Genomic DNA, 13,023 nt, shown 5'->3' with positions numbered 1-13,023 from the left:
GGCTCCGGCCCCGTGCCCGCGAAGGGCCTAGCGACCGTGTCCCCGCTGGATCTCGAAGTGGTCGATCCGCTGGCCCGACTCGGCCAGTGCGCTGACCTTCAGCTTCGGGGAACGGCCCGTCTCGACCTCCACCGCGAGGAAGGAGTAGTTGGTGTAGCGCACCCGCGACCATTCCACCGTCTCGGTCGCCTTCGCACCGCCCTTGACCCACCGGTAGGTGTCGACGCTGTCGCGGTCCGCGACGTGGCCCTCGTACGAGTCCGGCACCGGGAAGCTGTACAGCGAACGCCCCGCCGCACCGGCCGTGACGTACACGATGCCGTCGCGCGTCGGGTCGGTGCGCTCGCCGATGGGGACCTTGCGGCCGACCTTGTTGCCCTTGATGGCGTCGGTCCGTTCGTACACGTGGTTGTGGCCGTTGATGACCAGGTCCACCTGGTGCTTCTCGAACAGCGGCACCCACACGTCGCGCACCCCGCCCTCCGAGGCGTGCGCACTGGTGGTGGAGAACGCGCAGTGGTGGAAGAACACCACGATGAAGTCCACGTCGCGGTGGTGGCGCAGCTCGCCCAGCCGACGGTCCAGCCACGCGGTCTGCTTCCCGCCGCTGATCCCGAAGTTGGCGGGGATCTCGTACGAGATGTCGTTCGCGTCGAGCGCGACGACTCCGACGTTGCCGTGCACGAACGAGTACACGCCGGGCTGGTTGACCGGGTCCGGGCCGTTGTCGGGAAGGGACCAGCGGGCGTTCTGGCCGCCGTAGCCCTGGGGCGAGTACCAGGCCTCCATGTCGTGGTTGCCGGTCGTCACCATCCACGGCACGGTCTTGGCCACCGTCTCCGTCTGAGCCAGGAACTGGTCCCAGGCCCGCGCGTCGTAGGTGTCGCCGGCGGTGCCCGAACCGGAGGAGTCGGCGTAGCAGATGTCACCCGCGTGCAGGTGGAAGGCCGGGTTCTGGGCCAGCAGCACCGCGTCGTTGCCCAGTGCGTGGTAGCTCACGCCCTGGTCGCCGAAGGCGGTGAAGGTGAAGTTCTCGGCGTGCGAGGGGGCGGTGGTGAAGGTGCCGAGCGTGCCCAGGTTGCGGTGGTCCGCGGGGTCGAAGCCCTCGTGTCCGACCCCGTAGTAGTAGGTCTGACCGGCCCTCAGCCGGTCCAGGCCCACGTGCAGGTAGAACTGCTCGGCCGCGGCGATCTTGCCGCCGTTCAGGACCGGGGTGCTCAGGTGGCGCACCTCGGCCTCGATCTTCGTGCTCAGTGCCCAGGGGCTGGTGCCCACGCGCAGGTACGGCTTCTTCACCGCGAAGGGCACCTGCCAGGACACCCGCATCTGGGTCTTCGGGTCGGCGCCGTACTGCAAGTGCCGTGCGAACGGCGCGGCCAGCGAGCCGTCGACACCGCGCCGCTCGGTGGAGGTCAGCACGGCCGGAGCCGCGTACGCGGGCGAGGCCGCACCGAGGCTCAGGCCGGCACCGGCGACGGCCGCGGTCACCGCACCCGCGCGCAGTGCGCCGCGCCGGGTGAACTTCGAGCGCAGGTAGTCGTGCTGCTCGGCCATGCTCATCCGGGAGGCGAGCTTCTCGGGGATGCCGAAATCGGGAAGGTCCATGGCTGCAAACCTCACGGTCCGAGGCGACGAGGAGTTCGCCGCGAGGTGAACGGACGGGGGAGGGACACCCATGAGAATCCCCGGAATTGCCCATCCCCGGGCCAACCCGCCCCACCTGACGGCGTACGGCCCGCTTCAGCCGGTCGCGCGCAGCGACAGCCGGGCGTAGGCGGGTATCAGCACTCCGCGGGCCGGGCGCCGGCGGACGATGCGCAGTCCCGGGAAGCCCCGCAGCGCCCCGACCACCGCCCGGACCTCGGCCATCGCCAGCGGCATCCCGAGGCAGAAGTGCGGTCCCGCGCCGAACCACAGTCGGCGCAGCTCGGCAGGGTCGGGCCGGTCGGGAGCGCCGTCAGGAGCGAAGGACCCGTACGCCCGGGTGCACAGCAGCGTGGCGATGACCACCCGCTCGCCGGCCTCCACGCGTACGCCCCCGATCCGTCCCGCCCGCGCCGCGCTGCGCAGCATCAGCGGTGTCGGCGACGTCACCCGCAGCGCTTCCTCGATCAGCGCGTCGGTGATCCGGTCCGGGCCCAGGCCGGCGTCGTGGGTCAGCGCGATCAGCCGGGGCACGAAGGAGACCAGCGTCTCGGTGCCGGTCAGCAGGAACACGACGACCGCGGCCCGCGCCTCCGCCTCGTCCAGCCCCAGCGCGCGCAGCCGCCCCGGCACCGTCGACTCGTCACCCGCCCGGTAGGCGGCCGCCGCCGCATCCCCGAGGCGGGCCAACGCCCCTCTCGCCTCCCGCGCCTGACGCCCAGTCAGAGAAGTGCGCCAAAGCCGTACGCCCGCTACGACCGCGGCCGCCCGGGCGAAATCCGCCTCCGTGTCCCGGAGTCCGACGAGCTCGCGGATCACCTCGGTGGCGCCGTCGCGCACGACCCGTACGAGGTCCACCTCCCCGCCCGCCGCGAGCCGCCGCTCCATCTCGCCCAACGGGCCGCGCAGCACCCGTTCGCAGACGGCCGCCACGTGCCCCGGCGTGAACAGTCCGCCCAGGCGCCGGCGCAGCGCCGCGTGCTCCGGGCCCTCCATGTTGATCAGCGCCCGGGGGCCGAGTACCGGGGTCCACAGTCCGCCGGCCGCCCCCGGGCCGGTCTTCGTGTACCCCTCGGTGTCCAGGAGCACGTCCCGGGCCGTCCGGGCATCGCTCACCACCACCCCGACCCGCGGCACCCGCACCACGGGGCCGCGGGCCGCGACGGCCTTCAGTAGCCGGTACGCCACCGGGTGCGCGGCCGTCTGGACCCGGTGTTCCCAGCGCTCCCACTCGTCCATCCGAGCAGGCTAATGCCGACGGTGGCTTGAAATAACCCCTCGATCAAGGATCTTGCCCCGTCAGTCAGTCAGTCGCACGCCGCAGCCGGTCCTTGCCGTCCGCGATCGGACGGCAAGGACCGGCTGCGGTACGCGCAGACCCCGGCGGGCCGGTTACTTGGACTGCGTGGACAGGCTCACGCCGCTGAAGTCCTGCGCGGCGGCGAGGCTGAAGTAGACCCAGCCGGAGGGCGGGTTGTCGATCGTCAGGGTCTCGCCGTTGCCGGCATGGGTGGACTTCGCCTGGTAGCTGCTGGTGGTGGCCCAGCTGCTGCCGCCGTAGTACAGGTCGGCGTTGCCGGTGCCGCCGCTGCTGGTGATGGTCAGCTGCTTGACGCCGGCCGGGAGGTACACGAAGTGGTAGCTGTAGTTCCCGGTGACCGCCGCGAGGTTGTCGCGGCGGCAGTTCCCGTCGAACTGACGGGGGTCGCTGATGGTGCACAGCGGGGTGGACGGGGCCTCCGGCAGGGGGCCGCAGTCGTTGGTCGCGCAGGCGGTCGTCAGCCAGGTGGCGAAGCCGGCGTCGTAGCTGGTGCCGATGGTCTGCTTCAGGACGGTGCGGGCGCCGTTCCAGTCACCGGCGCGGTACTTGCCCAGCACGGTCTGGACGTCGGCGGGGTGCGCCTGGAGCATGTAGCGGACCGCGAGCCAGCCCCAGCGGTAGACCCGGTTCGAGTTGACGTCGGGGTCGGCGTCCTGGCCGTAGACGGTGTCGAAGAGGTCGCTGAGCTTGTAGGTCTGCTTGCCGGCCTCGGCGATCGCGTCGGCGTTGCGCACGCCCCGGTAGCCGTACGAGATGTTCTCGGCGATGCCCTCGACCCACCAGATGGTCGGCGTGGTCAGGCTGGCGTCGAAGTCGCCGGCCATGTTGTAGCGGCCGTCGAGGTAGTGGGTGTATTCGTGGTTGAGGTTCCAGATCTGGAAGTCCGGGCGCAGCCAGCTGGCCTCGTGGGCGATGAAGCGGGCCTGGTTGCCGACGGCGGCCGGGTTGCCCTCCTCGTACATGCCGCCGTTGTCGACGTCGATGTTGTAGATGGCCCAGGCGTAGAGCGAGTACTGGGTGTAGTCGTCGAAGACGACGACCTCGAGGCTGGTGTTCACGTCGCCGGGGATCGCGCCCTTGTCGCCGATGACCCGGTGGAAGTAGGCGTCCTCGTTGACCAGGCTGGTGCAGGTGCTGTCCAGCTGCCCGGGGGACATGTCCTGGGCGCGGATCTTCAGCCCCGGGGTGCACGTGTGCTGGATCGGCAGGACCGCCGGGAGGACGCGCTCGCCCAGATCGCAGATGGCGTAGGCCGCGCAGTTGTACCTGTCGTACTGGCGCGTGTACCAGCCCAGGTTCATGGTGATCGGGGCGGTGGGGCCGACGTTCGGGTAGCGGTTGATCAGGTCCTTCAGCAGCGGCCGGACCCGGTCCTTGAGCTCGGGGACATCGAGGGCGTAGCCGAGGTAGCGGCCGACGTTGCTGACGACGTCCAGGCGGTTCAGCTGCGCGCTGTTGCGCGTGATGAAGCCGGCCCAGGTGTCGAGGACGGCGGGGTCGGCCTTGAGGGCGGCCCGCCAGCCGCGGTCGTCGTTCTTGGCCTTGAAGCCGTTCTCGACGACCCACTCCACGTGCTGCATGGCGAGGTTCATCTGACCGGGCCAGGTGCCGTCGTAGCTGCCGAGCATCCACTTGACGACGCCGGCGTAGCGGCCGGCCGCGTGGGTGCTGTCGATCAGGGTGACGACCTCGTTGAAGATCTCGCCGTTGGCGTCGGTGACGTCCTTGCTGTGCGGGGCGGCGAAGAACGCGTCCAGCGCGCCGAGCGCGGCGCCGTTCAGCGCCGTGCCGTAGTCGCCGACGACGTCCGCGTGGTTGTCCTGTACGTAGTAGCCGGCGCGCAGGAACAGGACCAGCTGTCCGACGGCGGCGCTGTTGCTGCCCGAGTAGGTGGCGGAGGCGTCGCGCAGCGCATTGGCGACGGTCACCATCTGCGCTTCGCGGAACGCCTTGCGCGCGTCCTCCCCGGTGAGGTTGAACAGCGGGTACGTACAGCTGATCCGGGGGAGGGCCTTGAGCTGCTGCACCAGCGCGCTGCCCGTGGCGTTGATCACGCCGGAGAGGTCGCCGCACTCGTCCGCGGCGGCGGCCGGGGACTGCTGGCCGAGCTTGCTGGGCTTGGCGGTCGGGGCGGCCACCGGGGCGGGCGCCGGGGGGATCTCCTCGGCACTGTCCTGGGAGGAGATCCGGAAGCGGGGGACGCTGCGCAGCGCGTCGGGTGACTTGGGGACCGGGATCGACCGCGGCGCCGGGCCCGTGGTTCCACTGGCGTGTGCGGCGGCCCGGGTGGCGGCGCCTGCGGAGGAGGCCTGGCTCTGTGGTGCGAAGAGGCCGAGTGCGATGAAGACGGCTGCGCCGAGCGCGGGAAGTCTGCGCGCGTTGGCCTTCGATATCCGGAAGGGATGCATCTGTGGGGGCCTCCGGGGCCGTTGTGGCCGCGTGTGCTGGAAACACGGGCGTTTGATGTGTGACATGTAAAATTTCACATGTCGCATCGCGCCGTAAGGTTTTTGGCCAGATTTTCCGGCTACCGCAACTGAAACGTTGTCAACTTCCGGCGCAGATCCACGCCAACCACCCGCACCGGACACCGAGGTGAGGCGGGTGCCGGTGCTCTGGCCGGGGCGGGCCGGAGCGTCATTTATGCTTCAAGGCGGCCGCGGGGCGGCGGCTCGTCGCTGACGCGGCACTCCACAACGGCCGGTCAGCCGGTCGGGCCGGTCGAGGAGGGCGTCCTGCGCCGGGCCCCGGACCGGACGGGGACCGCATGGCGCCGATCATGAAGACCTTGGGGAATCGAGTGATCGCCGACACGCGCCCCAGTGGTGTGGCGCGCCCACCCCACCCGCCCGCGAACACAAGACCCCCAGGGAGAAGCGAGGTATGCCAGTGATCTGCGTCGGAGGCATGATCGGAATCGGCAAGACGAGCGTGGCCGAACTGCTCGCCAAGGAGCTCGGCAGCGAAGTCTTCTACGAGAGCGTGGAAGACAATCCGATCCTTCCGCTCTTCTACACGTCGAGCCCCGAAGAGATCCAGGCGAAGCGCTACCCCTTCCTCCTCCAGCTCTACTTCCTGCAGACCCGGTTCGCCGCGATCAAGGAGGCGTACAAGCAGGGCGACAACGTCCTCGACCGGTCCATCTACGAGGACTGGTACTTCGCCAAGGTCAACCACGACCTGGGCCGGATCAGCACCCTCGAGATGGGCGTGTACGAGGGCCTGCTGAACGAGATGATGCGCGAGATCGACGGCCTGCCCTACCGCAAGGCACCGGATCTCATGGTCTACCTCAAGGCGGACTTCGAGACGGTGCTGCACCGCATCGGGCTGCGGGGCCGCGATTTCGAGCAGGACGAGAGCCTCGTCGAGTACTACCGGACGCTGTGGTCCGGCTACGACGACTGGGTGCACAAGCACTACTCGGCCAGCGAAGTCCTCGTCATCGACATGAACCGGACCGACGTGGTGAACAACCCCGAGGACGCGGCCCGCGTGGCGCAGGAGGTCAAGGACGCCCTGGCGGCGAGCAGGCTCCGCGCCTGAGGCCGGACCCGCGCACGGCGCGGGCCCGTCCCGGACCGGCGGACAGTGCCGATGCCGCTGGTCCGGGATCCGCTGTTACTGGTCCTGGATCCGGCGGAAGGGCCGGTCGGCCTCCAGCTCGAAGGCGATCTCCAGCAGCCTGCGCTCGGCTCCGGGGCGGGCGGAGAACATGACGCCGATGGGCAGCCCCTCCGCCGTCGCGCTCGCGGTGGGCAACGAGATCGACGGAGTGCCGACGACGTTGTCCACCGGGGTGAACGCCACGTATGCCAGGATCCGCTCGATCAGCTGCGCGTAGGGAACGGTCGGGCTCAGGTGGCCGATCGCCGGCGTGGTCTGGGCGAGCACGGGCGAGAGGATGAGGTCGAGGCCGCGGAAGGACGCCGCGTACGCCTCCCTCGTACGCTTCAACCGCCGCAGGACGCCGGGAGTCCGCCGCCAGTTGCGGAGGTACTCCTCGCGCAGCCCCTGGCTGAGGCCGTCCATGCGGCGGCGGTCGAAGTCCGCGCCGAGGGTCCGGCCCGTGACGCCGAGGAAGAAGGACAGCATCCCCCAGTACGTCAGGAAGTCGTCGGTGAAACTGGGGTCCATGCTCAACTCCACCGGTTCCACGGTGTGTCCGAGCTTTCCGAGCGTCGCCACGGTCTCCGTGACCGCCGCCCGGGTGGCGTCGTCCGAGCGGACGCCGTTCGGCGAGTCCAGCAGGAACCCGATGCGCAACCGCTGCGCCGAGGGGCCTTCCACCAGACCCAGCGGCGGCAGCCCGGGGCTCCGCCAGTGCCTCTCCGCGGCGGCGAGGAACGCGGCCGAGTCCCGCACGGAACGGCTCAGGATTCCGTCGGAGATGAGATCGATCGGCATCGGGCGGCCCAGAGCGCTCGCCACCACACGGCCACGGGTCGGCTTGAGGCCGACGAGTCCGCAGCAGGCCGCGGGTATCCGGATCGAACCGCCCCCGTCGTTGGCGTGCGCGATCGGCACGGCGCCGGCAGCGACCAGCGCCGCACTGCCGCCCGAGGAACCGCCCGCCGAACGGCCCGTGTGCCACGGGTTGCGCACCGGCTCCGCGCCGTCGTACTCGGTGGTCGGACTGAACCCGAACTCGGGCAGCCGGGTCTTGCCCAGTACGGTGACTCCGCTGCTCAACAGCTGCCGGACGAACGGCGCGTGCTGCCGGGCCGCCTTCGGGCGGAAGGCGGCGCTGCCGTGGCCCGTGGGCAGCCCCTGGAAGTCGGTGTTGTCCTTGACGAAGACCGGTACGCCGGCGAAGGCGCCGTCCGTTCCGGCGCCGCCCGCTCCTGCGCCGTGCGCAGGGCTTTCGACGCGCACCTGAACCGCGCCCAGCCGTGCGTCGACCGCCCGCACCCGCTCCCCGGCATCCCGGGCGGCCTCGGCGGGTGAGACCTCACCCCGCCGGATCGCCGCGGCGAGCCCCACGGCGTCGTGCTCTCCCAGGGCGTCGTCCCGGAATGCGTGCACGATGGCCCGTTCGTCGAAAGTCGTCACCGCTGCCTCAGCCCCCGCCGTTGGATGGTTGCCCGCCATCATTCCGTACCGCCGAGTAACACGCGAGGGGGTTCGCCCATCCATTCGATGTCGCCGAGGGGCTCGGTCGGTGTCGGCCGTGTCCCGAGCCACGGGTGGTGGCGGGGCTCCGGGCGCCGCCTCGCCACCGGTTGTCGTGCCGCGCTCTAGGAAGCGGCCAGGGCCTCCAGGGCCGGAACCGTTTCGGCAGGCGTGGGCAGGGCGGCGTTCTCCGCCCGGAGGCGGGCGGCGGCTTCGAGCAGTGCGGTATCGGTGACGAGGCGGGTGAGGAGCGGGGCGTCGATGCCGTCGGAGGTGGAGCGCAGGGCGGCGCCGGTCGCGGTGAGCGCCGCGGCATTGGTGAAGTGGTCGGCGCCCTGGGGGAGCAGGAGCTGGGGCAGGCCGGCCTGAAGGGCCGTGAGGAGGGTGCCGGAGCCGCCGTGGTGGATCAGTGCGTCGGAGGCGGTCAGCAGCTCGGCCAGCGGGATCCAGGGCAGTGGGCGGACGTTGTCGGGGAGGGTGCCGAGCGGGGTGAGATCGGCGTCCCCGACGGCGAGCTGGAAATCGGCGTCCACCGAGGCGGCGGCCTCGATCAGGCGGATGATGGCGCGGACTCCGTCCAGCTCGGTCAGCACGGTGCCCAGCGTGATGACGACGCGCGGACGGGTCCCGCGGCGGAGCAGCTCGGCGGGGACGGTGCCGCCGCCGTTGTAGGGGAGGTAGCGCATCCGCAGGCCGCCCGGGTCACCGCCGAGCGAGGCGGGGACGATGTTCAGCGCGGTGGGCTGTGCGGGGCCGGCGACCCCGTACGTCTCGTAGGCCTCGGTGAAGTGGTCGGCGAGCCGGCGGACCATGTCGAGGCCGGAGGTGATGCCGAAGTTCTGGAGCACCGACGGGATCTTGAGCTTGGCCGCGACCAGCGGGGCGGAGGCCTGGAAGGAGTCGTAGACCAGCAGGTCGGGACTCCAGCTGTCGGCGACCTCCAGCAGGCCGTCGACAGTGGCGCGGGAGACCAGCGCGAAGCCGCGGGCCGCCCTGTCGAGAATCTGGTCCGGGGTCATGTCGGGGGCTACGTAGCGCAGTTCCTCGCCGCTGGACTGCTCGAGCACGTCCCTGATGGTGCGCCCGTCGCCGATCTCCACGATCGCGAATCCCGCCTCGCGGAGCCGGTGCAACGGCTGCGAGCTCGCGAACAGCACCTCGTGTCCAGCGGCGCGCAGGGCCTGCGCGGTGGGGATCATCGGGAAGACGTGGCCGGCCGCGGCCGGTCCGGTGAAGAGTATGCGCACGGTTCTCCTTGCCCAAGGCTTATCGGTCCAGGACGACTTGTGCGGGCTCGCCCTGGTTCTCCCCGGTGAACTGTCGGGAAGAGACCCTGTGTTCCCGGGAGGGGGTCGATAACCGGACGTTCTGTTATGGGTGTTGTGGCCGGAGGCCGCGCAGAACCAACCGGCAGACCGGCCGAGGGATCTGCCGTCACCCCGTCTGATCTCGGGAAATGCCGTTTGCGTGCGGGTCCGGTCCGACGTAGGTTCTACCGCGCCCGCGCGTCAGCGGGCCCTTTCCTTTTGCAGATCACAGGTTCCTGTTCCCGTGGGGGGTACCACTTCATGTCCTTCAGCGCGCCCGGCTCACCGCCACCCGCGAACCCCGACCAAGCCCAGGTCCACGCCCAAGGCCAAGGCCACGCCCACGCCGAAGGCCATGCCCACGAAGCGGTCCCCTTCAAGCCGTTGCCGGGCTGGAACCCGTTGCCGGTGGCACCCCGTCCGCCCCGCGGCCTCTCCATCGCCACGATCGTGCTGCTCGCGGTCTCCGCCGCGTACGCCCTGTTCCTGACCGGTACCAACCTGTACGTCCGCTCGGTCCTGGAGGACGGCCAGTACCCGGACGCGGGCGCCCCGGACAGCCTCACGCCGCCGGACGTGCTGATGGCGCTGGCCGCCACCATCCAGCTGCCGGTCCTGCTCGCCACGGCCGTCGTCTTCATCATCTGGTTCTACCGCGCCCACAGGACCGCGAAGGTCTTCAGGCCCGACACGGCCACCCGGGGCAGCGGTTGGGCCATCGGCGGCTGGTTCATACCCTTCGGCAACCTGGTCATCCCGTGCCGCATGGCGAGGGAGACCTGGGAGGCGAGCCGCCAGCTCGGTCCCGACGGATCCGACCGGCCCGCCTCGACCGCGTTCATCACCTGGTGGTGGCTGATGTGGCTGCTGTCCCTGCTCGCCGACCGCCTGTACGGGGCCGTGTACGAGAGCACCGCCGACGCGGCGGGCCTCTCCGCCGCCGCCACCGTCGGCGCCGTACAGGGCGTGCTGTCGTTCGTCGCCGCCCTCCTCGCGATCCGCCTCGTACACAAGCTGGCGGCCCTCCAGACCGCCAGGGCTACGACGGGACCGTACGCGGCCGAGTAGCAGGGGCAGCGCCTCGGCGGCCCCGGCGTCAGACCCGCTCCGGAACTTGACGCGGGGCCTCAGGGGCAGAAGCCGGGGCCGAGGCGCCGGAGGTGGGAGCGGCGTCCCGGGCGGTGGGGAGGAGGGGCGGGGTGATTCCACGGAGGAACGCGCGGACCGGCAGCGGCAGGACCTCTGCCCCGCCGGCCGCTGCGGCGAGGTGCTCTTCTGCCGCGGCGACGGCTTCGTGGGCCGTGGTCCGGCCCATGAGTACGGACAGGGTGTAGACGGAGTCGTCCATGGCCTGGAGGGCGGCGGGGTCCTGGGGCGCGGCCGCGAGGCGGGCCTGGCAGCCGCGCAGTCGGGTCAGGGCGTCTTCGGTCCGGGAGGGGCTCGGCGTGAGCCCGGCTCTTCGGGGCCCGTGGGTCGGGGCGGGGGTGCGGGCGGCTTCGACGGCGTGGTGCAGGGCACGTTCGACCCGGGCGGGCAGCGAGGTGCCGCGGGCCGCCGAGACCATGGCGGCGGCCAGGTCTTCGGCGCTGACGGCGGCGTGACCGGCGGCCGTGGCGAGGATCCGCTGGGCATCGCGTTCCGAGCACGGGGTCCTGGCCATGAGTATCCCGACCGCCCAGGTGGCCGTCGGCGCAGACGCCGGGTGCCTACGGGTCAGGAGGATGGTGGCAGCGGGGCGCGTCGGGTCTTCGGGAGTCGGCACAGGGGTCCCTTCAATCCAGGCCAGCGGGGGGCGGCGAGGTGGTCCGCGTAGGGAAGGTATGCCTGCCGTCCCTGCGTGGGGCACGAGCCGCACTAGTGGCGGGTTGGCACCCGTGTGGCGCGGAGTCCGTGCGGGACCGGCCCCGGCCCGGTATCCGGGACGCGCAGGCCCGCTTCGAGGCGCGCACGCCGATCGGGCACAATGAGGGACGGGGCGGAGCCGTAGCGCAGAGGTCGACGCGCGCGGTCTCCAAAATCGCGAGGACACCGGTTCGAATCCGGCCGGCTCCGCCTTCCCATTCAACCTCCTGAGCGCGAAGGCGTCGGCCGCGTCGGCCGGCCCCCGGGCGCCAAAGGCGGCTTCTCCGACTCCGTGTGCGGCGAGGTCTGCACGTACGACCCCACCGTGCGCCTGGGCGCAGAATCCGGCCGTCCGGGCGCCCCCGGCCGCCTGGCGCAAGCACCGTCATATCTGCGGTATTCGCAGATCTAGTGATCGTCTGCCTATTACCGCATTCGGATTACTCTTGATCATCCGCGAGTTCTTCCGTGTTTATGATTCCCGATCTATGAAAGAAAGTCAGAACCGCCAAGCGTTACGCGAATCGGCCGACGTCGTCGTTCTCGGCGCCGGCCCCGCCGGCCTCGTGCTCGCCAACCTCCTGCTCGCCGCCGGGATCGACTGCGTCGTCCTCGAACGCGCCGCTCGCTTACAGGTCCAGACCCGGGCCCGGGCCGGCTTCCTGGCGCCGAACACCGTACGGATCCTGGAACGCCACGGCCTCGCCGCCGGGCTCCACCGCCACGGACGCACGCACGGCACATGCGAGTTCCGCACCGGGGACGGCCGCTTCCGCCTCGACTACGGGGCCCTCGGCCGCGGCGAGCAGCACACCGTCTACCCGCAGCAGAACCTGCTGACCGACCTCCTGGCGCACTACTGCGAAGCCGGCGGGCGGATCCGCTTCCGTACGGAGGCGCTGGCCGTCCACGATGCCGACGGCGCCCGGCCCTACGTCACCACCCGCGAGCCGGACGGCCGCCCCACCCGGTGGGACGCCCGGTACGTGGCCGGCTGCGACGGCCGGCACGGAGCAGCCCGCCGCTCGCTGCCGCCCGATGCGGTGCGCCACCACCACGACCACGGGGTGAGCTGGCTCGGGCTGCTCGCCGAAGCGCCGCCCAGCCTCGATGCCGTCGGCTACGCCGTCCACGACCGAGGCTTCGCCGGCCACATGGCCCGCAGCGCGCAGGTCACGCGCTACTACCTGCAGTGCTGGCGCGGTGCCCCCGCCGACGCCTGGTCCGACGAGCGGATCTGGGACGAGCTCGACCTGCGGATGCGCGCCGCGGAGCACGGCCCGCTGCACAGGGGGCCGATCACCGAGCGCGGCGTCGTCGACCTGGCGTGCGACGTGGTCGAACCGCTGCGCCACGGCTCGCTCCTGCTCGCCGGTGACGCCGCGAGCCTGACCGCCCCGGCCGCCGGGAAGGGTGCGAACCTTGCCGTCCTGGAGGCGGAGATCCTGGCCGGAGCCCTCGTAGAAGCGTTGGCCGCGGGGGACGGCACGGCCCTCGACCGCTACTCGGCCCAGTGCCTGGCGCACATCTGGCGGGCGCAGGAGTTCACCCAGTGGATGACCGGGCTGCTGCATGCGATTCCCGGCCAGGACGCCTCAGGCGGATCGTTCTTCCACGCCTCCCTGCGGCGCGCCCGGCTCGACTCCCTGCGCACCTCGCGTGCCCACCAGGACTGGTTCGCCGAGAACTACGTCGGCGTCTGACCACCGTCCCGCCCGCGCCACCCCACCCCGCTCCGACCGATCCGGCGCCCCCCCCCGGCGCACCCCCGGCCCACGCCGGCCCACCCCACTCCGT

General features: G+C 71.3%; 9 protein-coding genes and 1 tRNA gene. 4 read left to right on the top strand and 6 right to left on the bottom strand.

Annotated elements, in window-relative coordinates:
* Positions 1-27: 27 nt before the first annotated feature.
* The 3 genes from OG490_RS01285 to OG490_RS01275 all read right to left on the bottom strand — a co-directional run bounded on the left by OG490_RS01285 (position 28) and on the right by OG490_RS01275 (position 5,373).
* Positions 28-1,605: a purple acid phosphatase family protein gene (locus OG490_RS01285; RefSeq protein ID WP_330294400.1), complete on the bottom strand. Its 1,578-nt coding sequence runs from the start codon at positions 1,603-1,605 to the stop codon at positions 28-30.
* A 135-nt stretch (positions 1,606-1,740) separates the two neighbouring features.
* The gene (locus OG490_RS01280; protein WP_330294399.1) at positions 1,741-2,883 is read right to left on the bottom strand and encodes a cytochrome P450; all 1,143 of its coding nucleotides are present in this window, start codon (positions 2,881-2,883) and stop codon (positions 1,741-1,743) included.
* 153 nt (positions 2,884-3,036) lie between these two features.
* Positions 3,037-5,373 carry a M9 family metallopeptidase gene (locus tag OG490_RS01275; RefSeq protein WP_330294398.1) on the bottom strand — a complete coding sequence of 779 codons (2,337 nt, stop codon included), beginning with the start codon at positions 5,371-5,373 and terminating at the stop codon, positions 3,037-3,039.
* A 475-nt stretch (positions 5,374-5,848) separates the two neighbouring features.
* Between OG490_RS01275 and OG490_RS01270 the strand changes: the two genes are divergently transcribed.
* Positions 5,849-6,511: a deoxynucleoside kinase gene (locus tag OG490_RS01270; protein WP_330294397.1), complete on the top strand. Its 663-nt coding sequence runs from the start codon at positions 5,849-5,851 to the stop codon at positions 6,509-6,511.
* A 75-nt stretch (positions 6,512-6,586) separates the two neighbouring features.
* Here the strand turns inward: OG490_RS01270 and OG490_RS01265 are convergent, their stop codons facing one another.
* Positions 6,587-8,017: an amidase gene (locus OG490_RS01265; protein ID WP_330294396.1), complete on the bottom strand. Its 1,431-nt coding sequence runs from the start codon at positions 8,015-8,017 to the stop codon at positions 6,587-6,589.
* A 185-nt stretch (positions 8,018-8,202) separates the two neighbouring features.
* Positions 8,203-9,324, bottom strand: a complete 1,122-nt coding sequence (locus tag OG490_RS01260; RefSeq protein WP_330294395.1) for a nucleotide disphospho-sugar-binding domain-containing protein — start codon at positions 9,322-9,324, stop codon at positions 8,203-8,205.
* Between the two features lie 321 nt (positions 9,325-9,645).
* Between OG490_RS01260 and OG490_RS01255 the strand changes: the two genes are divergently transcribed.
* Positions 9,646-10,452, top strand: a complete 807-nt coding sequence (locus OG490_RS01255) for a DUF4328 domain-containing protein (protein ID WP_330294394.1) — start codon at positions 9,646-9,648, stop codon at positions 10,450-10,452.
* Between the two features lie 28 nt (positions 10,453-10,480).
* Here OG490_RS01255 and OG490_RS01250 read toward each other — a convergent pair whose 3' ends face one another.
* Positions 10,481-11,044 (bottom strand): DUF5133 domain-containing protein, encoded by a 564-nt coding sequence (locus OG490_RS01250; protein WP_330294393.1) that lies wholly within the window; start codon positions 11,042-11,044, stop codon positions 10,481-10,483.
* Positions 11,045-11,361: 317 nt separating this feature from the next.
* Here OG490_RS01250 and OG490_RS01245 point away from each other — a divergent pair.
* Both OG490_RS01245 and OG490_RS01240 read left to right on the top strand, forming a co-directional pair.
* Positions 11,362-11,436, top strand: a tRNA-Trp gene (locus OG490_RS01245).
* 278 nt (positions 11,437-11,714) lie between these two features.
* Positions 11,715-12,929, top strand: coding sequence for a 4-hydroxybenzoate 3-monooxygenase (locus tag OG490_RS01240; protein ID WP_330294392.1), 1,215 nt, complete (start codon positions 11,715-11,717; stop codon positions 12,927-12,929).
* The last annotated feature ends 94 nt before the right edge of the window (positions 12,930-13,023 follow it).

The organism is Streptomyces sp. NBC_00503, assembly GCF_036346895.1.
Taxonomy (GTDB): domain Bacteria; phylum Actinomycetota; class Actinomycetes; order Streptomycetales; family Streptomycetaceae; genus Streptomyces.
Note: the sequence above shows the minus strand (reverse complement) of the source record. Positions and strands in the feature narration are given on the sequence as shown.